Source organism: Micromonospora sp. NPDC048986, assembly GCF_040649335.1.
GTDB classification, from domain to species: Bacteria; Actinomycetota; Actinomycetes; order Mycobacteriales; family Micromonosporaceae; genus Micromonospora; species Micromonospora alfalfae.
Map to the genome: position 1 here is coordinate 82,297 of NZ_JBEZFJ010000001.1, position 18,733 is coordinate 101,029.

The window sequence follows — 18,733 nt, forward strand, 5'->3', positions numbered from 1 at the left end:
TGTCGACGCCCCTGGCCGGCCTGCGGCGGGCCCAGACGACGGCCGGCCGCGTTGGAGGTTGGCCCGGATACAACACCGGTATCCGGGCCGCCTCCGCCTTGCCGAACCGCCGCCTGGACTCCGCCTCGGCTCGACCGAGGACTTCGACACACGCCCTAGTCGTCCTCTTCCGGGTCCTGGTTGGCCTGCTCGCCCAACACGAACGCCTGCATGGCCAGCTCGTCGCCGGCCGGCGAGACGAAGGCGGGCAGCTCACGGGGGCCCAGCTCCTGCACGTAGGACCAGAACAGCCGAACCGCCTCGGCCGGCGTGCCGGCCTCGATCGGCAGGTCGAGGCTGACCAGCCAGGTGCGCCGCGCCGGGGGCGGGCCGAGCTGGTCGGCCAGCGCCCGGAAGGCCGCCGGCTCCACAGCGGTGACCTGCTCGTCGAGCGTCAGCAGGTCGGCCGGCACCGGTTCGTCGAAGGCCCGCCGGGTGTACGCGACGACGAGCGTGCCCGGCTCGACCGGGGACTGCGGGTCGTCCGGGTCCTCGCGGTGGCGTCGACCCGGCGCGGTGACCCGGCCGAGGGCCACCAGCCGTGGCGGCGCGTCGACCAGCACTGCCACCTGGTCGCCCGGCCCTGGCCGGGCGACGTCGGTCAGCCCGGTCAGCTCCAGCGTGTCGTGGTGCACGAGCCGCTCGGCCTCGTACCGTTCGGCGGGCAGCAGCACCGCCCAGGTGCCCACCCCGTCGGCGTTGCCGGCCGCACCGGCCCGGTGCGCGGTCTCGGTCGTCATGCCTGCCATCTCATCACGCCGCCGCTGCAAGGGTGACGTGACAGCCGACGATGTGATCGTCGACCATCCCGGTGGCCTGCATCAGCGCGTACGCGGTGGTCGGGCCGACGAACCGGAAGCCGCGCTTCTTGAGCGCCTTGGCCATCGCCGTCGACTCCGGGGTGATCGGTGCCAGCTCGGCGAACGAGGCGGGGCGAGTTGGCCGGGGCTCCGGCGCGAAGGACCAGAGCAGCGCCGACAGGCCCTCCGGCAGTTCCAGTGCGGCGCGGGCGTTGGCGATCGCCGCCTCGATCTTGGCCCGGTTGCGGACGATGCCGGCGTCGGCGAGCAGCCGGGTCACGTCGGCGTCGTCGTAGCGGGCGACGGTCGGGATGTGGAAGTCGTCGAAGGCCAGTCGGAACGCCGGACGCTTGCGCAGGATGGTCAGCCAGGACAACCCGGACTGGAACGCCTCCAGCGTCATCCGCTCGTAGAGCGCGTCGTCGCCGCGCAGCGGCCGCCCCCACTCGGTGTCGTGGTAGATGGCGTAGTCGGGGGTGCTCGACCCCCAGGCGCAGCGAGCCAGCCCGTCGGCGCCGATCACCAGGTCAGTCACCCCGTACACGCTAGGGCATCCGTCCGACACCCCATTGCCACCGGCGGCCCGGCTGCCTATGGTGCTTGTTACCGACCGGTAGGTCGAGGTCACCCGACGGTGCGCCCCGGCCGGTGACGGCGAGCGGAGGCCGCACGGTGAAGGAGTTCCCGGACGTCATCGCCTGGTCGATCCCGGCCTTCGTGCTGCTCATCGTGCTGGAGCGGGTCTCCTACCTGCTGCACCGCGACGACGACGAGGTCGGCTACGGCGGCGCCGACACCGCTACCAGCATGGCGATGGGCCTGGGCAGCATCTTCGCCGACCTGCTCTGGAAGGTGCCGATCGCCGCCGCGTACGCGCTGCTCTACGCGCTCACCCCGCTGCGGGTCGCCGAGCTCTGGTGGACCTGGCCGCTGATCCTGCTCGGGCAGGACTTCTGCTACTACTGGTCGCACCGCGGCCACCACGTGATCCGCATCCTCTGGGCCTCACACGTGGTGCACCACTCGTCGCAGCGGTTCAACCTCTCCACCGCGCTGCGCCAGCCGTGGACCGGTCTGACCAGTTGGGTGTTCTACATCCCGCTGATAGTGGCCGGCGTCCACCCGGCCGTTGTCGCGTTCTGCGGCTCGGTCAACCTGCTCTACCAGTTCTGGATCCACACCGAGCGGATCGACAAGATGCCGCGCTGGTACGAGGCGGTGTTCAACACCCCGTCGCACCACCGGGTGCACCACGCGTCGCAGGGCAGCTACCTGGACCGCAACTTCGGCGGCATCCTGATCGTTTGGGACCGGCTCTTCAAGTCGTTCGCGCCGGAAGGGGAACGTTGCGTGTACGGCCTGACCAAGAACGTCGGCAGCTACAACCCGGTCCGGGTGGCCTTCCACGAGTACGCCTCGATCGCCCGGGACCTGCGCGCCGCGGTGACCTGGCGGCACCGGGTCGGACACCTGTTCCGCGCACCGGGTTGGCAGCCGGCACCGGGCTCCCCGGTCAGGGCAGCCGGCCCTGCTCGACCAGGCGGGCGAACCTCTTCAGCGCCTGGGTGAGGCCGAGCTTGGAGCCGGGCCAGAGCACCGGCCACGCCAGTCGACCGGCCGGGCCGCCCGGCAGGTGGAACCACTCGTGCCAGACGACCTGGGTGCGGTCCCGGTCCAGTTGGGTGCAGCGCAGCACCCCCGGGCCGCGCAGCAGCTGGCCGTGGTGCACGACGCCGATCTCGTACGGCTCGTCGACCCGGACCACCCGCATCTCGTCGCGCAGTGTCGCCCGGCCGAGCGCGGTCACCGCCTCGATCCGGCTGCCCTCGCGCCCGTCGCCCTCGACCACCCGCACGCGGGTGAACGGAATCCAGTCGGACTGACGTTCCCAGGCGAGCAGCGCGGCGAACACCCGCTCCGCCGGGGCCTCGACGATCACCGTGGCGGTCACCTCACCCGCGCCGGGTCGGGCCGCCTCGCGAAGATCGTCAGCGCCCTCCGGCTCGGTCACGCCGACTCCGACCTGACCACCGCGTCGCGCTGCTCGGTGCCGGCCGTCTGCTCACGATCGGCCGACTCGTCGTCGGCGGGCGCCACCCCGTCGGAATCCGCCGGGGACGAACTGGCGGCGGGCAACGGGCCGGGAGTCGTCGAGCCGACCGGGGCCGAGCCTGCCTCGCCGGTCAACGGCGCATCCTCGCCCGGCTCCGCTGCGTCGCCCGACTCGGCCGCGTCGCCCGACTCGGCCGCGTTCGCGGTGCTCACCTTGCTGGCAGACTGCTCGCGGGCCTGCCGCAGCACGTCCGCGTCGTCGGTGCGCCCCTCACGCAAGGCGATGACCTCCGACTCCAGTACGCCGATCAGCTCGGACTTGTAACCGATGTCGTAGGCGGCACGGCGCAACGCCTGATCGACCTGGTCCATCCGGTACCCGCGCAACCCGGTGTCGAAACGGACCGCCCCCACGTCGGATTCGCGCAACGGGCGGGTGCCCGGCAAGGCCACGGCCTGCGAATCCGGCTCGGCCGGCACCAGCCCGGGATCACGCCCACTGACCAGCACCGTCACGCCGAATATCACCGCCGCGACGGTCAACGCCACGACCAGGAGGAGCAGAAGCTGACCCATGTACTGATCGTGGCATGGCAGCCGTCCGGGAGCGACCCCGCCACCCGCCTCGATCACGATCGGTGCCGACGCCCGCCCGGAATCGTGGACGGGCGACCGACTAGCGTCGGGACCGGCCGGCGCGGCGGCGACGGCGCGAACTTCCAGGAGGCGGGCATGGCCGGGGCGCTTCGGCTGGGTGGGCACACGTTCGCCCCGGGCGAGCTGGTGGTGATGGCGATCATCAACCGCACGCCGGACTCGTTCTTCGACCGCGGGGCCACCTACGCCGCCGACAGCGCGCTGCGCGCCGTGGAGCGGGCGGTGGACGAGGGCGCGGCCATCATCGACATCGGCGGCGTCAAGGCCGGCCCCGGCGCGGACGTGGACGTCGCCGAGGAGATCCGGCGCACGGTGGACACCATCGCCGCCGTCCGAGCCGCGTTTCCGGAGGTGGTGATCTCCATCGACACCTGGCGCGCCGAGGTGGCGACGGAGGCCGTGGCGGCCGGGGCCGACCTGCTCAACGACACCTGGTCGGGCGTCGACCCGGCGTTGGTCGGGGTGGCCGCCCGGACCGGCGCCGGTCTGGTCTGTTCGCACGCCGGCGGGCTGACGCCGCGGACCAGGCCGCACCGGGCCGCCTTCACCGACGTGGTCGCCGACGTGGTCGCGACGGTGACCGGGCTCGCCGAGCGAGCTGTAGCGGCAGGGGTACGCCCCGACGGCATCCTCATCGACCCGGCGCACGACTTCGGCAAGAACACCCGGCACTCGCTGGAGATCACCCGCCGACTGGACGAGCTGACCACTACCGGCTGGCCGGTGCTGGTGGCGCTCTCCAACAAGGACTTCATCGGTGAGACGTTGGGGCTGCCGGTGGCCGAACGGCTGGAGGGGACGCTCGCCGCGACGGCCGTCTCGGCGTGGCTGGGTGCCCGGGTCTTCCGGGCCCACCAGGTCGGCCCGACCCGCCGGGTGCTGGACATGGTGGCCTCGATCCGAGGCGACCGCCCGCCCACCGCCACCCGCCGGGGGCTAGCCTGACCGGTCGTCGCCGTAACCGCCAGCGAACGGGCGGTCGGACCGACACGATCGCCGGAGGCAGTGGCGCTCAGGTCCAGCGGAGGATGTTCCTACGCCAGGCGTAGAGGATGCCCAACGCGAGCACGGCCACGAACACCGCCATCTCCACCACCGTCACCAGACCGAAGCCCGGCCGGTCGAAGACCACCGCCCAGGGGAAGAGGAACACCGCTTCGACAGCGAACAGCACGTAGAGGTAGGCGTACACGTAGTAGCGGATCTGCATCTGCGCCCAGTCGGCACCGACCGGGTCGAGCCCGCACTCGTAACTGGCCCGCTTGCCCGGCGGGTCGGCTGGACGCGCCGGGCGTAACACCCGGTTGGCCGAGAACGCCGTAACGAAGAAGAGAACGCTGGCGAGCAGCAGGAGCCCGAGCGTCGCGTACGAGCCCAGGTATCCGTTCACAGTCGGCAGCCTACCGTCCGCCCGGACGGGCCGTCCCAAACACGTTACGGATTTGTTTCCAGATGGGACTAGTGCACCGGGGCAACTGTTACCGAATATTGGACACCCACCCATGTCACCGGAGGACAGATGGCCCGCGTGAAGGCATCGCCCGGTAACCGGGCGGAGGGGCGACGTTCCACGCCCCTGCTGGCGACCGCGCTCGCGCTCGGCCTGCTCACGGCGCTCGCCGTGGGGCCGGCCTGGGCCAGCGCCGCCGCACCGGACGCGGAGCCGGTCGCGACGACTGCCGAGCCGGTCAACGAGCCGGGAGGCGAGGGGCCCCCGACCACACCGGCGGAGGAGCCCACCCCCACCGAAGACCCGGGCGGTGAACCGGAGCCGACCGATCCGGCACCGGAGACCGCCGCGCCACCACCGGAGACGACGCCACCGGCGCCGGTGACCACCGCCCCGGAGGTCCCGCCGCCGGCGCCGACCACCAGCGCGCCCGCGCCGGGCGGCACCACCCGGCCGCCCACCCCGGCTCCCCCGGTGCCACCGACGGCGCCTCCGGCCCCGCCAACACCGCCGGCGCCGACGGTCCGCCCGCCCGCCCCGGGTTCGGCGCCGGCGCCGCAGAGCCCGCTGGGCGTGAAGGTCACCACCGGCGACGTCACCCTCACCGAGGCGTACTGGAACACGGCGAGCACGGCCGCCACCCTCCAGGTCACCGTGCACAACACCGGCACCACTACGGAACAGATCCGACTCTCGTACACGCTGCCCTCCGGGCTGACCGACGCCGGCACGAAGGGTTGCGCCGCCGCCGGTGGTGGGACGTACCGATGCGGTGCCTGGACCGCCGGAGCGGGCGTCCGGTTCAGCACCATGCTGCGGCTGCGGGTCGCCGGCACAGCGTGGAAGCAGATGCCGCTCAGCGGCTCCGTCCAGGTCATCGCGGACGCGCCGGGAGCGGCCGGGGAGGCGACCGACGACCAGGGCTTCGCTGTGCTCTTCCCGGCGGGCCCGCCGGTGCCCGGGATCGCGCTCGCCGCCGACGAGGTGGCCTTCGACATCAGCGGCGGCCCCAGCACCCTCACGCTCCGGCTGGGCAACACCGGCGCGGTGGACGCCGCCGGCCGGGTCGAGGTCGTCCTGCCGGCCGGGGTGACAGTGCCGACCCCACCGCTCGGCTGCGTGGCTGTCGACCCGACGCGTACCCGCTGCGACGCCGGCCTGGTGCTGGCGGGCACTACCGCAGAGGTGCAGTTGCCGGTGGAGGCGACGCCGCAGGCGCAGCGGGAGGCGCCGCTGTCCGGGGCCGTGATCGGTCAGCTCGATCCACGCAGCGGCCCGACCCGTCGGGTGCAGATGAGCTTCCGGATCACCTCGGCGGCCGCGCTGGCCACGCCAGTGCTCTCCCCGCCCGCGCCGACCGGCTCACAGGGCGTACTGCCCGCCGGTGCCAGCACCAGAGACGGTGGGTTGACCTCGGTGCAGCGCACCGCGGTGATCCTGATCGCGGTCTCCACGCTGCTGGTGGTGCTGGCTCTCACGCTGGCCACGACCTCGCTGCGCCGCCGGCTCGGCGGCCCGCCGTCCGAGCCCGCTCCCAACCCCGCCGACTGATCGACTGACGACCCCGGCCCCGCGCGGCCGGGGTCGTCGGCGCAAGTCGGTGGTGATCTGAATTACGGCGGGCGGTGCGTAACCCCGCAAACGCGGGCATTTCACGCCCCAATCCGGTCCCAGTCGGCGGACCTCCGGGGATGGTTAGGGCTCCCTTAGACGTAGGCTCTCAGGTGAGGAACGACAGCGGCCGGACCAGCCTGGGGCGGTGCGGTGAAGCGTTGCGTCAGGGAGGTTCCGTGGCCGGGCAAGCCCCGCAGTCGCGAACGAAGGTGGCACAGTGACCAAGCAGATCCGTCAACTCGACCGGGTGGTCATCCGGTTCGCCGGTGACTCCGGCGACGGCATGCAGCTGACCGGCGACCGGTTCACCTCGGAGACGGCGCAGCTCGGCAACGACATCTCCACACTGCCAAACTTTCCCGCCGAGATCCGGGCACCCGCCGGCACCCTGCCCGGCGTGTCGAGCTTCCAGGTGCACTTCGCCGACTACGACATCCTCACGCCGGGCGACGCGCCGAACGTGTTGGTGGCGATGAACCCAGCGGCGCTCAAGGCCAACCTGGCCGACCTGCCGCGCGGCGCGGACATCATCGTCAACACCGACGAGTTCACCAAGCGCAACCTCGCCAAGGTCGGCTACCAGACCAGCCCACTGGACGACGACTCGCTGGTCGGTTACGTGGTGCACCCGGTGGCGCTGACCTCGATGACTGTCGGTGCGCTCGCCGCCCATCAGGTGTCCAAGAAGGACGCTGAGCGGTCGAAGAACATGTTCGCGCTCGGCCTGCTCTCCTGGATGTACTCCCGGCCCTACGAGTCGACGCTGCGCTTCCTGGAGCGCAAGTTCGCGGCCCGTCCGGAGCTTGTCGCCGCGAACGTCGCCGCCTTCAAGGCCGGTTGGAACTTCGGCGAGACCACCGAGGACTTCGCGGTCCGCTACGAGGTCAAGCCGGCCAAGATGAAGCCGGGCACGTACCGCAACATCACCGGCAACGCGGCGCTCTCGCTGGGGTTGGTCGCCGCCGGGGTCCGCTCCGGGCTGCCGGTCTTCCTCGGCGCGTACCCGATCACGCCCGCGTCGGACATCCTGCACGAGCTGAGCAAGCACAAGCGCTTCGGCGTCATCACAGTGCAGGCCGAGGACGAGATCGCCGCCGTCGGCGCCGCGCTGGGAGCCTCCTACGGCGGGTCGCTCGGCGTGACGACCACCAGCGGCCCCGGCGTGGCGCTCAAGAGCGAGACGATCTCCCTAGCCGTGGCGCTGGAGCTGCCGCTGGTGATCGTGGACGTGCAGCGCGCCGGCCCGTCGACCGGCATGCCGACCAAGACCGAGCAGGCCGACCTCAACATGGCGCTCTACGGTCGGCACGGTGAGGCACCGGTCGCTGTGATCGCGCCCCGGTCACCGTCGGACTGCTTCTTCGCGGCGCTGGAGGCGGCCCGGATCGCGCTCACCTACCGCACCCCGGTGATCCTCCTGTCCGACAACTACGTCGCCAACGGCTCCGAGCCGTGGCTGCTGCCGGACGTGGAGTCGCTGCCCGACCTGCGGGTCGAGTTCGCCACCAAGCCCAACGGCGAGGACGGCACCACCTTCCTGCCCTACCTGCGCGACCCGGAGACCCTGGCCCGGCCGTGGGCGATCCCCGGCACCGCGGGCCTGGAGCACCGGATCGGCGGTCTGGAAAAGGCCGACAAGACCGGTGACATCTCCTACGACCCCGCCAACCACGACTTCATGGTGCGCACCCGGGCCGCCCGGATCGAGACGATCCCGGTGCCAGACATCGAGGTGGAGGACCCGGACGGCGACGCCCGGGTCCTGGTCCTCGGCTGGGGTTCGACGTACGGGCCGATCGGTGCGGCGTGCCGCGGGGTCCGCCAGCGCGGCCTCTCGATCGCCCAGGCGCACCTGCGGCACCTGGCACCGATGCCGGCGAACCTCGGTGAGGTGCTCCGCTCGTACGACAAGGTGGTCATCCCGGAGATGAACCTGGGCCAGCTGGCCCACGTCATCCGGGCCCGCTACCTGGTCGACGCGATCAGCTACAACCAGGTCCGCGGCCTTCCGTTCACGGCCACCGAGCTGGAGACGACGCTGGAAGAGGTGCTGAAGAATGTCTGAGCCCGTCGCCGTCAAGCTCACCGCGAAGGACTTCAAGTCCGACCAGGAGGTGCGCTGGTGCCCCGGCTGCGGTGACTACGCGATCCTGGCAGCCATCCAGCAGTTCATGCCGGAGCTGAACATCCCCCGGGAACGCACCGTCTTCGTCTCCGGGATCGGCTGCTCGTCCCGCTTCCCGTACTACATGAACACGTACGGGATGCACTCGATCCACGGTCGGGCCCCGGCGATCGCGACCGGCCTGTCGGTGTCCCGGCCGGACCTGTCGGTCTGGGTGGTCACCGGTGACGGCGACGCGCTCTCCATCGGTGGCAACCACCTGATCCACGCGTTGCGGCGCAACGTCAACCTCAAGATCCTGCTGTTCAACAACCGGATCTACGGTCTGACCAAGGGCCAGTATTCTCCGACGTCCGAGGTCGGCAAGATCACCAAGTCGACGCCGGCCGGCTCGGCGGACGCCCCGTTCAACCCGCTCTCGCTCGCCCTTGGCGCGGAGGCCAGCTTCGTGGGCCGCACCATCGACTCCGACCGCAAGCACCTCCAGTCGGTGCTGCGGGCCGCCGCTGAGCACGAGGGCTCGGCGTTCGTGGAGATCTACCAGAACTGCAACATCTTCAACGACGGGGCGTTCGAGCAGCTCAAGGACCCGTCCACCCGGGACGACTACCTGATCCGGCTGGAGCACGGGCAGCCGATCACCTTCGGTGCCGACGGGCGGTTCTGCGTGGTGCACCCGCCGGGCGGCTTCGGCCTGGAGGTCCGGGACACCAGCTCGGTCCGCCCGGAGGAGATCGTCGTGCACGACGCGACTGTCACCGACCCGGCGTACGCCTTCGCCCTGTCCCGGCTGCCCGGCCTGGATCTGCGCAACACCCCGATCGGGGTGTTCCGCTCGGTGGACCGACCGTCCTACGACAGCGTGGTGCAGGCTCAGCTCGCGGCCGCCAAGGCGACCGTCACCGAGACCCCCGAGCAGCAGCTCGCCGGCCTGCTGGGCAGCGGCGACACCTGGACCATCAACTGACCGGTCCGCACTGACGAGAGCGGCCGCCCCGATCGGGGCGGCCGCTCTCGTCGTACCGGCTGTCTCAGCGCTGGGCGGTGGCCGGCGTCCAGAGGTTGTCGATCTCCTTCTCGGCCGCCGCGAGGCTCGCCTCGTGCAGCGGGATCAGCTCGGCCATCGCCGGCACGGACGGGGCCAGGGTCAGCTCGGCGCTGATGAAGCGCGGCTCCATGCCGGTCATCGACAGGCCGTGCGGGAGCCACGGTTCGGCGTGGTCCCAGCCGTAGCGCGGGGTGCCCTCGCCGTAGCCGCCACCCCGGGTGGCCAGCACCACGAACTCGCGTCCGCCGAGCAGGCCCTCCTGCGTCGTCGGGTCGTACGCCAGGCCGGGAACGATCAGGTGGTCGACCCAGGACTTGACGCTGCTCGGCGCGCCGAAGTTGTAGAGCGGCAGTCCGAGCAGCACCACGTCGGCCTGCTTCACCTCGTCGACCAACCGCTCGCTGAGCTCCCAGGATTCGCGCTGGGCGGGCGTGTGCTGGTCCGGTGGCGTCATCCGGGCGAGGCCGCCCTCCGAATCCAGGTGCGGCAGCGGTTCGGCGCCCAGGTCCCGGTAGGCCACAGTGCCGTCCGGGTGCGCCGCACGCCACGCGTCGACAGCGCGGGCGGTGAGCCGCCGGCTGATCGACCAGTCACCGCGGATGCTCGAGTCGATATGCAGTAGGTGCATTATTCCCCCTTCAGGAATAGTCTGTGAAGCACCAACTATTTATAGCAGGCCGATGTTCCGCTGAGTCGGTAGACTGGGTCACATGTCCGCCCAGCCGCTCGACTCCTCCGAGCACCGTTCGGGCGCACTCCTGGACCACCTGGCCCGGCGGATGCGGCTGCGGTCGGAGTCGGTGCTGGCACCGCTGGGGCTACGCCCCCGGCACCTGGTCGCGCTCACAGTGCTGCGCGCCGGAGGTGGCACCGGTCAACAGGCGCTCGCCACCATCCTGGAAATGGACAGCACCAACATCGTCGGGCTGCTCAACGACCTGGAGGCCGAGCAGTTGATCGAGCGGCGGCGCTCCCCCGAGGACCGCCGCCGACACGTCGTCGAGCTCACCGAAGACGGTGCGAAACGCCTCAGCGAGGCCGAATGCGCCCTGGCCGGCGCCGAGAACGAGGTGCTGGGGGCGCTGACTCCCACCGAGCGGGAGACGCTCTACGAGCTGCTCAGCCGAGCCTCCACCGGCACGACGGTCAACTGCACCGAGGCGATCTGCGTCGCCGACGACACCTGCTGACGCCGCGTCAGCACAGCGGCGGAGCCGGCACACCGGCCGACAGCGGCGCGGCCAGCACGCCGCCCCCGAGGGGCCGAGCCGTCACGCCGGGACACCGGAAGGCGGGACGATCAGGCGGTGGTGGCCGACTGGGGGCGGTCGTCGCGGACGTGCACCAGCATGTCGCCGGTCTCGATCACCGCGCCGGCCCGGTCGGCCAGGGTGACCACCTTGCCCCGCCGCACCAGGGCGATCACCAACGACTCCAGCTCGCGCGGCGAGCGACCCACCTCGTCCCGCTCGGCGGAACGCATCGCCAGCGCCATGCCCTGGCCTGGGGTGAGCAGGTCCTCCACCACGTCGATCAGCGGCGGCGCCGAGGTGGACAGGCCGAGCAGCCGGCCCGCCGTGGCCGAGGAGACGATCACATGGTGCGCGCCACTCTGCTTGAGCAGCGGGGCGTTCTCCGCCTCCCGCGCCGCCGCGATGATGCGGACCTGTCCCGCGGTGAGCTGCCGCACCGTCAGCGCGACCAGCACCGACGCGTCGTCACTGTCGGTCGCGATGATCACGGCCTTCGCGCTCTTGACGTGCGCCTCGTTCAGCACCGACGACCGGGTCGCCGAGCCCTCGATCGCCACCAGCCCAGCGGAGGTGGCCTGCCGCAGCGCGGCGGCACTGCGCTCCACCACCACGATCCGCGAGCGGTCCAGACCGTTCTCCATCAGGGCGGACACAGCGCTGCGCCCCTTGGTGCCGTAGCCGCAGATGATGACGTGGTCCTTCACGGCTCTCCTCCACCGCGACAGGCGACGGCCGGTCCGGTACTGCTCGGTCAGAACTTCCAGTGTGGTGCCGACCAGGATGATAAGGAAGATCACTCGGGCCGGGGTGATGAAGAGGACGTTGACCAGCCGGGCCGACGGGGCGGCCGGGGTGATGTCCCCGTAGCCGGTGGTCGAGAGCGACACGACGGCGTAGTAGAAGCAGTCGAGCAGGGTGAGGCCGTCCTCGTTGACATCGCGGTAGCCGTCCCGGCCCAGATAGACAGCGGCGACCACGGCGAAGACCAGGCCCAGGGCGGCGGCGAGCCGAAGGCTCAGCGCGCTCAGTGGGCCCCGGCGCTGTGCGGGAAAATGGATCACCGTCGAACCTGCTCCCCCACCGTCGCCTGCACGCCCACAACATAGCGGGTAGGCGGTCGACCGTACGCCCGGGTCGCGGCGGACAACCGGCAACGCTCCCGCACCCGCCTACCAGGCGACGACGAGAACCGGTGCGGGCCGACAGACGGAGGGGCGCGACCCTCGTGACAACGAGCGGCAGACGGCGAGCCGAGACCGACGACGAATACACCGCGTGGTGCGGCGGCGGCCGATCGACGAGCGGCGGTTGCGGTCGGCGCGGGCCCGGACGGGTCGGTCCGGACGACCGACGACGGGCATGATGGGGGGGTTCCCGACGACGACCGCGAAAGTGAGGCCCGCATGTCGTTACTGCGACGAGTGATCGGCGGGGTGCTGCGCCGCCACCGCCAGCGTCAGGGCCGCACACTGCGCGAGGTGGCCACGTCAGCCGACGTCTCGGTGCCCTACCTCTCGGAGGTCGAGCGGGGTCGGAAGGAGGCCTCGTCGGAGGTGCTGGCGGCGATCTGCCGAGCGCTCGGCATCAGCCTCGCCGACCTGCTCGGCGAGGCCCGCGACGACATGCGGCGGGTCGAGCCCCGCCTCCCGGCCGCGCCGCGCGCCGCGCTTACCCAGCTGGAGCGGGTCGATGCGACTCGCCGGGAGATCGGCAACGCCACCCTGCTGGTGGGACCACGTGTCGGCGGGTTCGTCCTGCACCACGGGCCGGTCCCGAGCGAGCCGACCCTCAGCATCGTCGAAAGAGCCTCCGCTGGTGGCTCGCGCCCCGGTCCGCGTACCGCAGCCCTTGCTGACAGCGCAGAAAGCCGGCTGGGCCTGCGGCGGCTGACCGCCGCGTAGGCCGCGCGGGTTCTGCCGTCGGCGGATCTGCCGGCGGCAGAATCACTGGGCCGCCGGCGCCGTCGCCCGCACGCTGGAAGGGCCGGTCCACCGGGCGGTCCCCACCACCCGCCGGCACGGCGGAAGGCGACGACACATGATCGGGTACAACGTGCGAATGCTGGAGGGCGGGCAGCCGTCCTTCGGTGATCACGTGTTCGAGCGGCTGCTGCGGGAACGGATCGTCTTCCTCGGCACCGAGGTGACTGAGGAGTCGGCCAACCAGATCTGCGCGCAGATCCTGCTGCTCGCCGCCGAGGACGACGACCGGGACATCTACCTCTACATCAACTCGCCGGGCGGTTCGGTGAGCGCGGGAATGGCTGTCTACGACACCATGCGCTACGTCCGCAACGACGTGGCGACGCTGGCGCTCGGGTTCGCTGGCTCGATGGGGCAGTTCCTGCTCTGCGCGGGTGCGGCCGGCAAGCGGTACGCGCTGCCGCACTCGCGGATCATGATGCACCAGCCGTCCGGCGGGATGGGCGGCACCGCTGCCGACATCACCATCCAGGCGGAGAACATGCTGCACGTGAAGCGGACTATGCAGGAGCTGATCGCCCAGCACAGTGGACGGACCCTCGACGAGATCCAGCGTGACTGGGACCGGGACCGCTGGTTCACCGCCGAGCAGGCCCGGGAGTACGGCCTCATCGACCAGGTGGTCACCCGAGCCGAACAGCTGCCGACACTCTGATCAACGTCTGGTGGCCGCGGTACCGCCAGAGCACCTTGACAACGGTACGGGCGGGCACACCGTCACGATCCAGCACGTGGACGGGTACCGCAGCCAGCACCTGCACCTGGCCGCGCTCAACCTCAACAGCGGGGTCCGCGGCACTCGGGCCGCCGCTCCGGGGCTACACGGAGTCAACTCATCCACGCCGTCTGACTGGCCCACTGATCTTTGAGGTGCCCCCGGCAGGATTCGAACCTGCGACACACGGTTTAGGAAACCGATGCTCTATCCCCTGAGCTACGAGGGCGCGAGGGCCCAGTCTAGCGACCTGGGGTTCACCTGGGGTGGCAGGGAGTGGCCCACGTTTACCCACGTTCCCCGGACCCCTGTTCGCCCAGCCCAGGACCACACGCCGAGCACACGAACCCCGGTTTGCGACCGGCGGTCGGCCGCGGTGACCCGCGTTGGCACCGGTTCACCCGGGTTGGCATCCGCTGGAGAGCACACACCGCGCACACCATCGATGATCAAAGACGTTCCGTCCATACACGCCTTCAGCGTCGCCGCCGGAGGGCCACGGGGTGCTAACCCCGGGGCGCTCGGACTCCGCCGTGATACCGACTACGACGTTCCCCACCGAGCGTCCGCTCATGCCGAGTTGAGTGCATTTACAGATCAGTACGGCGACGATCTTCTTAACAGGCGCCGCTACCCCATCTTAAGCTTGACATCATTTCTTATAATTTGTCGATGGCCACAGGCTTCATAAGGCAGCGCGACATCAATGAGGATTCCTTGATTTCGGGCGCATTGTACTTCGATCGGCTCGTCGTTCTCACTCCAGGGGTGTCAGACGAGTCTACCTACCCCCTGCCCCCATTGCCCACCTCCGTTAGGTGTGAAAGGCTGCTTAACGGTCTCGTACACCATGGAATAGTCCGTAAGATTCAGCTCTCGCGCGACGACAAGCGCCGAGCCGCGTCCGCGCTGGTCGACGCTGTTCGCCGATGGGGGGAGGAGCTAAGAGGGGTGATGAAATTTGACGGACTTAGTCCAGCCAAAGGAATGGTAAGAACATTCGGGATCTACAACGATTTCATTCCGGACACGCTTCGAGAGGCGGTCCTCGACGAAGGGATAGGATCCTTCAAGAAGAACCTGTACCAAATGTGGGATCGATTGCTGGTCGCGTCCAATCTTGGCCGCATTTACTACAGCATGCTCTTGGACGACCTCGCGCGGACCAATCTCGCAGAACCGATGAGTGTCTATCATTCCCCACTGGTAGGTGCGTTCAGCTGGACTGACGACACCCTTCATCAGACACTCCTCCGGCCAGACGGCCAGTTGCCAACCGTTGATCTAGGGAGAGATCTGTCGGCGCTGCTGGGAATGGCTTCCGTACGAGCAGTGCTGCCGGCAGCGTCTGATCGTCTCTCTGCGGACGTTATCGTAGGCATAAGATCCAAACATCGGGCTGAATTGATTGCATTCCAGAATTACATGCAACAAGTCAGCACCGGCTCATTCTTATCGGGCGAGACCGGCGTGATCAACGCCGACGCCCTCCAGGAAATCCTAGCCGTTAAGTACGAGCGGGAGGTTTACCCTGGAATTGTCGAATTACAAAAGTCGCTAAAGCAAAGTCGACTAAACGCATGCTTTGGAGTTATATCGACCCAGGCAGCCATGCCGCCAATCGCGGCCGCAGCAATTAGTGAATTTGCTGGCGGAAATAACATGCTCACCGCAGTTGCAACAGGTGCCGGATTCGCCTTCGGGATTAGTCAATCAGCAGTGCGGACTGCCGGCGAGTTGCGCGGATTGAGGCAGGCAAGCACTTCCTCGTACCTGCTCGCTGTCCGCAGCGAATCGTTGCCCAGGGGATTTAGGCGACTTAAGAGAGCCGGGCCTCCGTCTCATCTAGAGCATGGAACTGCAGCACTTCCGAAATGATCCCTAACGCCAGTTATTCAAGCTCACTTTCATGCTGCCCCACCGCGCGCCAGTCGGCGGTGAGCCGTCCTGCGGCGTGACGCACGTCGGATCCGGCCCGACGCACGCTCATGCCGATGCGAGCGGTCTTTGGTCTTCCGCAGCCGACCCGATCACCCCGCTGATCGAACTCGACCTGCTTTGGTCGCGCGATCCCTATGTGCATACTTTCGACAACTGCATAAGCGGATCTCAGACGGAGTGAAACACCATGGACGTGAGGGCCTGCCGCCGTCTACGGTTGTGCAGTGAGTGACGCGAAGCGAGACGAGGCAGCTAACCCTGCACTTCGTGCGGGTGACTTGATCGATCAAATGTTCACGCTCTGGATCTTGCCGCATATCGAGAGGAGCAACCTAGATGTCTCTCGTAACCAGATCGCCCAGGCAGTAGTAATACTCCATCCCAACGGTGCGCCGGAAGTGCTGCTGAACGATCAAGCCGAGCTGGTGGCTAAAGCGAAGGTACGCGGGGCTGTAGCAGTGGGTGAACCAGTGACCACGAAGAATGTCGAGCAGGTGTCAGCGCTGCGTCCTGCTAACGTCCCGCCTAGCGCCGGGTGGATCGCATTTGCCCTACTCCCAGGTAGCGGCATCATGGTGGCGTTCGACTTCCGATACAACCGCGACCGCGCGGCCGAACTGCTGGACCGAGCGCAGGAGTTTCTGGCGACCGGATGCGAGGCACTGGCGTCAGGCCGGATTGGGCCTTCGGTCGAGACAGCACTGGCAGCCGGCGAGCTAGCGATAACGGCCATGGCCTCCCTGCAAAATGTTATGCACAAAGGGCGTAACTCTCATGGCGCACGCCAGGCTTGGTTGAACAGTTATACGCACGTCGGAAACGGTACACCTGACTGGTATAAGGCAATGAGACATCTGTTAGAGGCTCGACCGTCTGCTCGATACGGGGATCCGCAGGGAAGAGATTTACCAACCGCGACCGAGCTGGCGGAATTCCTCGCTCATGTAGACGACCTAGTCCAGTATGCTATCCAGCAGGCCGCTGACCATGACTTCGAGGACTCGTAGCGGCGCCCTCCGCCGAGAGGCTCGACGCGCTTGAGGGCCGCCGGCACCTGGAGGCGGAAGGCGTACTCTTCTGCCGCGATGATGCTGCCATCCGAGCCACAGGTCCCCTCGAGGCTGCGGCATCGGTGCCGCGTTGGTCGGCGGTTTTATGGCCGGGAGTCTCATCCGGGATCCTGGGCGGCGAACCGCCGCTGGCGGTAGAGGCGTCGCGGCGGCCCGGTAGCTACCAAGACGCCGTGGCGTAGGGCAACGATTCGGTCGGGGCGGCGGGCGTGGATGCCACTGGCCTGTCGGATGTCGCCGATCCGCAGCAGCGGTGAGAAACTTCCGGTCGGGTATCAGTAGTGGGCGAGTGGCTTTGGTGGGTCCAGCCGAGGACGCACGCCCGTCAGGGGTGCAGAATCCTGTCGTAGTCTTCGTCGTACCACCCGTCGGTGTTGTGCTTCTGCAAGGTGCCCACGACGCGTGTCAGCATGAGCACGTCGCCGTTGAGGGTCAGGGCGGAGTCCTCCGTCGTGCCGGCGAGGATTCTGGCCACGGTTGCCAGCATGTGGGGCTTGCCCTTGTCGACCAGGGTGTCCTTGCGCATGTAGAAGCTGATGTCGACGTAGGTCTCCGGCTCCCATTCCCACAGAGCGCCATCGTCGTCCTCGGCGCTGTAGTAGCCGTGCCTTCCGCCGGTGATGTCCACGACGTACCCGTGCTCGTCGTTTAGGTCGGCGCTGAGCATCCTGCCGCCGGACGCCGTGGACCTCTCGACTGCGCCGGGAGCAGCCAGTTCCGCCAACTGCTCCAGTGGAACGTCGCCCGCCAGTGTCAACCGGTACTCGACAGCCATTTGCACCCCTTCGTCAGTCTCGCCGGATGATTTGAATGATCGCACCGTCGCGCGTTACCGCCGCCAGTTCCTTGAGCCCTGCTACGGGCCAGTCGTGGAACTGCTTGTGCAGGGCGGCGAGGTTTCCTCGCCAGTCGTGGAGGTTCAACATCACGCGTTGGGTCTGCTCCGTGTCGACCTTCCTGGACACGGCGCTCCAGACGGCGCGGGGCGGCACAGGGGCAGTGGGCGCGTAGCAGTCGAAGACATGCCCCTCGATGAGGAAGTCGGGTGCCTTTTCCGGCCTCCCAGAATCCCCGGTCTCGCGTCGCGCGTCCGCGACCTCCTGCCTCGTGGGGTTCTGGTGAACCCGGTACCCCTTGCCGGCGACCCTGTCGGCACACTCGTTCTCCAACTCCAGGGCACGCCGCTCCCGCGGCTTCTCGTTCGCGGAGATCCGGGTTCGACGTCCGGCAGGTGACCCGCCGAGCAAGCCGGTGGGACGCCTGGTCCACGGGGTTCCTGCGTCAGTGTCCGTGGAGAGGGTGCCGCCCGGGGTGGGGGTCGTCGGGGATGGGCTGTCGGTGGTATGAGGGGCGGGGCTGGCCGGTGGGTGACCGCCAGCCCCTGTCAGTTTCCCGACGAGCCCAGCTGCCGGGCCTGCGCGATCGCCCCTTCGATGGCCTGCCGGGCCCCGCCGGTGCGCTGAACAATCAGCACCAGGACCTGCTTGATGGCCTCCAACGCCTGCAGAAGCGGCCCGGGCTGCCCACCCTGCAGGACCACGGCGACGAGCTGCTGTGCCTCACCGACTCCGGTGATGGCCCCAGCCGCTGCGTCACGGGCGACGTCCATGGCGCTCTGCACGGGCGCCAGGCCGGCGATCGTCTCCTGCGGGGTGGCCTCGTTCGGCACCGCCGCGGTTGCCTTCGTCGCCTCACCGATCGAACCGGCGAGACTTCCCAGGCCGCCCTGGATGCCGGTGATCGCGTTGCGCACCCGCGCCACACCCGCCGCCACGGCGACGAAGCCCGCGCCTGCGGCCCGTAACGCCACCTCCTGCGCCTGGCTGTCGGCGGCGGCTGCCAGCCCCTGCGCGCGTTCGACCCCGGTCATCAACGCGCGGAGTTCACCGGTGATCTTCTCGATCTGCGACACGTGGGCGGCACCTCCAATCGATGAAAGCGAAAGTGGTCGACAGCTGAAACTACCGGGCTCCTTGCGAGGCCACTA

At 69.1% G+C, this 18,733-nt stretch carries 20 protein-coding genes and 1 tRNA gene; 10 read left to right on the forward strand and 11 right to left on the reverse strand.

All coding sequences use genetic code 11. From position 1 onward, the window contains the following. Positions 1–155: 155 nt before the first annotated feature. The gene (locus tag AB0B94_RS00440) at positions 156–779 is read right to left on the reverse strand and encodes a hypothetical protein (RefSeq protein WP_357266608.1); all 624 of its coding nucleotides are present in this window, start codon (positions 777–779) and stop codon (positions 156–158) included. 13 nt (positions 780–792) lie between these two features. Continuing rightward, a complete protein-coding gene (locus AB0B94_RS00445; RefSeq protein WP_357266611.1) occupies positions 793–1,374 on the reverse strand; it encodes a DNA-3-methyladenine glycosylase I in 582 nt (193 codons plus the stop codon). A 137-nt stretch (positions 1,375–1,511) separates the two neighbouring features. Between AB0B94_RS00445 and AB0B94_RS00450 the strand changes: the two genes are divergently transcribed. Further along, positions 1,512–2,408 (forward strand): sterol desaturase family protein, encoded by an 897-nt coding sequence (locus AB0B94_RS00450; protein ID WP_357266614.1) that lies wholly within the window; start codon positions 1,512–1,514, stop codon positions 2,406–2,408. Here the strand turns inward: AB0B94_RS00450 and AB0B94_RS00455 are convergent. Continuing rightward, positions 2,353–2,850 carry an SRPBCC family protein gene (locus AB0B94_RS00455; protein WP_238671220.1) on the reverse strand — a complete coding sequence of 166 codons (498 nt, stop codon included), beginning with the start codon at positions 2,848–2,850 and terminating at the stop codon, positions 2,353–2,355. The two genes, AB0B94_RS00450 and AB0B94_RS00455, sit on opposite strands and share 56 nt — an antisense overlap. Next, positions 2,847–3,467, reverse strand: a complete 621-nt coding sequence (locus tag AB0B94_RS00460) for a DivIVA domain-containing protein (RefSeq protein ID WP_357266618.1) — start codon at positions 3,465–3,467, stop codon at positions 2,847–2,849. The genes AB0B94_RS00455 and AB0B94_RS00460 overlap by 4 nt, the downstream gene beginning before the upstream one ends. 156 nt (positions 3,468–3,623) lie before the next feature. Here AB0B94_RS00460 and folP point away from each other — a divergent pair, with 156 nt between their 5' ends. After that, the gene (folP, locus tag AB0B94_RS00465) at positions 3,624–4,493 is read left to right on the forward strand and encodes a dihydropteroate synthase (protein WP_357266621.1); all 870 of its coding nucleotides are present in this window, start codon (positions 3,624–3,626) and stop codon (positions 4,491–4,493) included. 67 nt (positions 4,494–4,560) lie between these two features. On the opposite strand, the gene ndhC is transcribed toward folP, so the two are convergent. Further along, positions 4,561–4,938: an NADH-quinone oxidoreductase subunit A gene (gene ndhC, locus AB0B94_RS00470; protein ID WP_091394827.1), complete on the reverse strand. Its 378-nt coding sequence runs from the start codon at positions 4,936–4,938 to the stop codon at positions 4,561–4,563. Positions 4,939–5,067: 129 nt separating this feature from the next. On the opposite strand from ndhC, the gene AB0B94_RS00475 reads away from it, so the two are divergent. The 3 genes from AB0B94_RS00475 to AB0B94_RS00485 all read left to right on the forward strand — a co-directional run bounded on the left by AB0B94_RS00475 (position 5,068) and on the right by AB0B94_RS00485 (position 9,704). Beyond that, positions 5,068–6,549 carry a hypothetical protein gene (locus AB0B94_RS00475; RefSeq protein ID WP_357266625.1) on the forward strand — a complete coding sequence of 494 codons (1,482 nt, stop codon included), beginning with the start codon at positions 5,068–5,070 and terminating at the stop codon, positions 6,547–6,549. A gap of 280 nt (positions 6,550–6,829) precedes the next feature. Next, positions 6,830–8,677 (forward strand): 2-oxoacid:acceptor oxidoreductase subunit alpha, encoded by a 1,848-nt coding sequence (locus tag AB0B94_RS00480; protein ID WP_357266628.1) that lies wholly within the window; start codon positions 6,830–6,832, stop codon positions 8,675–8,677. After that, the gene (locus tag AB0B94_RS00485) at positions 8,670–9,704 is read left to right on the forward strand and encodes a 2-oxoacid:ferredoxin oxidoreductase subunit beta (protein ID WP_357266631.1); all 1,035 of its coding nucleotides are present in this window, start codon (positions 8,670–8,672) and stop codon (positions 9,702–9,704) included. The genes AB0B94_RS00480 and AB0B94_RS00485 overlap by 8 nt, the downstream gene beginning before the upstream one ends. Before the next feature lie 64 nt (positions 9,705–9,768). Here the strand turns inward: AB0B94_RS00485 and AB0B94_RS00490 are convergent, their stop codons facing one another. After that, positions 9,769–10,413 (reverse strand): NAD(P)H-dependent oxidoreductase, encoded by a 645-nt coding sequence (locus tag AB0B94_RS00490; RefSeq protein WP_357266634.1) that lies wholly within the window; start codon positions 10,411–10,413, stop codon positions 9,769–9,771. 82 nt (positions 10,414–10,495) lie between these two features. Here AB0B94_RS00490 and AB0B94_RS00495 point away from each other — a divergent pair, with 82 nt between their 5' ends. After that, the gene (locus tag AB0B94_RS00495; protein ID WP_357266637.1) at positions 10,496–10,975 is read left to right on the forward strand and encodes a MarR family winged helix-turn-helix transcriptional regulator; all 480 of its coding nucleotides are present in this window, start codon (positions 10,496–10,498) and stop codon (positions 10,973–10,975) included. Positions 10,976–11,085: 110 nt separating this feature from the next. On the opposite strand, the gene AB0B94_RS00500 is transcribed toward AB0B94_RS00495, so the two are convergent. Continuing rightward, on the reverse strand, positions 11,086–12,099 hold the full coding sequence (locus AB0B94_RS00500) for a potassium channel family protein (protein WP_030329269.1): 1,014 nt from the start codon (positions 12,097–12,099) through the stop codon (positions 11,086–11,088). Positions 12,100–12,441: 342 nt separating this feature from the next. On the opposite strand from AB0B94_RS00500, the gene AB0B94_RS00505 reads away from it, so the two are divergent. Further along, on the forward strand, positions 12,442–12,939 hold the full coding sequence (locus AB0B94_RS00505; RefSeq protein WP_357266640.1) for a helix-turn-helix transcriptional regulator: 498 nt from the start codon (positions 12,442–12,444) through the stop codon (positions 12,937–12,939). A gap of 136 nt (positions 12,940–13,075) precedes the next feature. After that, positions 13,076–13,675 (forward strand): ATP-dependent Clp protease proteolytic subunit, encoded by a 600-nt coding sequence (locus AB0B94_RS00510; RefSeq protein ID WP_357266643.1) that lies wholly within the window; start codon positions 13,076–13,078, stop codon positions 13,673–13,675. 216 nt (positions 13,676–13,891) lie between these two features. Here the strand turns inward: AB0B94_RS00510 and AB0B94_RS00515 are convergent. Then, a tRNA-Arg gene (locus AB0B94_RS00515) sits at positions 13,892–13,964 on the reverse strand. Between the two features lie 443 nt (positions 13,965–14,407). On the opposite strand from AB0B94_RS00515, the gene AB0B94_RS00520 reads away from it, so the two are divergent. Both AB0B94_RS00520 and AB0B94_RS00525 read left to right on the forward strand, forming a co-directional pair. Continuing rightward, positions 14,408–15,613: a hypothetical protein gene (locus AB0B94_RS00520; RefSeq protein ID WP_357266646.1), complete on the forward strand. Its 1,206-nt coding sequence runs from the start codon at positions 14,408–14,410 to the stop codon at positions 15,611–15,613. 287 nt (positions 15,614–15,900) lie between these two features. Further along, positions 15,901–16,683, forward strand: a complete 783-nt coding sequence (locus AB0B94_RS00525) for a hypothetical protein (protein WP_357266649.1) — start codon at positions 15,901–15,903, stop codon at positions 16,681–16,683. Between the two features lie 388 nt (positions 16,684–17,071). Here the strand turns inward: AB0B94_RS00525 and AB0B94_RS00530 are convergent, their stop codons facing one another. From AB0B94_RS00530 to AB0B94_RS00540, 3 genes are all read right to left on the reverse strand, one after another. Beyond that, positions 17,072–17,521 carry a SitI3 family protein gene (locus AB0B94_RS00530; protein ID WP_357266652.1) on the reverse strand — a complete coding sequence of 150 codons (450 nt, stop codon included), beginning with the start codon at positions 17,519–17,521 and terminating at the stop codon, positions 17,072–17,074. A 13-nt stretch (positions 17,522–17,534) separates the two neighbouring features. Beyond that, entirely contained in the window at positions 17,535–17,957 is a 423-nt protein-coding gene (locus AB0B94_RS00535) for a hypothetical protein (RefSeq protein WP_357268369.1), read from the reverse strand. Between the two features lie 173 nt (positions 17,958–18,130). Next, the gene (locus AB0B94_RS00540) at positions 18,131–18,658 is read right to left on the reverse strand and encodes a DUF6244 family protein (RefSeq protein WP_357266655.1); all 528 of its coding nucleotides are present in this window, start codon (positions 18,656–18,658) and stop codon (positions 18,131–18,133) included. Positions 18,659–18,733: the final 75 nt, after the last annotated feature.

Bases quoted from the DNA above. Each gene is read 5' to 3' on its own strand.
- AB0B94_RS00440 (WP_357266608.1), bottom strand. From the start codon at position 779: ATGACGACCGAGACCGCGCACCGGGCCGGTGCGGCCGGCAACGCCGAC.
- AB0B94_RS00460 (WP_357266618.1), bottom strand. From the start codon at position 3,467: ATGGGTCAGCTTCTGCTCCTCCTGGTCGTGGCGTTGACCGTCGCGGCG.
- folP (WP_357266621.1), top strand. From the start codon at position 3,624: ATGGCCGGGGCGCTTCGGCTGGGTGGGCACACGTTCGCCCCGGGCGAG.
- AB0B94_RS00475 (WP_357266625.1), top strand. From the start codon at position 5,068: ATGGCCCGCGTGAAGGCATCGCCCGGTAACCGGGCGGAGGGGCGACGT.
- AB0B94_RS00485 (WP_357266631.1), top strand. From the start codon at position 8,670: ATGTCTGAGCCCGTCGCCGTCAAGCTCACCGCGAAGGACTTCAAGTCC.
- AB0B94_RS00490 (WP_357266634.1), bottom strand. From the start codon at position 10,413: ATGCACCTACTGCATATCGACTCGAGCATCCGCGGTGACTGGTCGATC.
- AB0B94_RS00495 (WP_357266637.1), top strand. From the start codon at position 10,496: ATGTCCGCCCAGCCGCTCGACTCCTCCGAGCACCGTTCGGGCGCACTC.
- AB0B94_RS00505 (WP_357266640.1), top strand. From the start codon at position 12,442: ATGTCGTTACTGCGACGAGTGATCGGCGGGGTGCTGCGCCGCCACCGC.
- AB0B94_RS00510 (WP_357266643.1), top strand. From the start codon at position 13,076: ATGATCGGGTACAACGTGCGAATGCTGGAGGGCGGGCAGCCGTCCTTC.
- AB0B94_RS00520 (WP_357266646.1), top strand. From the start codon at position 14,408: ATGGCCACAGGCTTCATAAGGCAGCGCGACATCAATGAGGATTCCTTG.
- AB0B94_RS00530 (WP_357266652.1), bottom strand. From the start codon at position 17,521: ATGGCTGTCGAGTACCGGTTGACACTGGCGGGCGACGTTCCACTGGAG.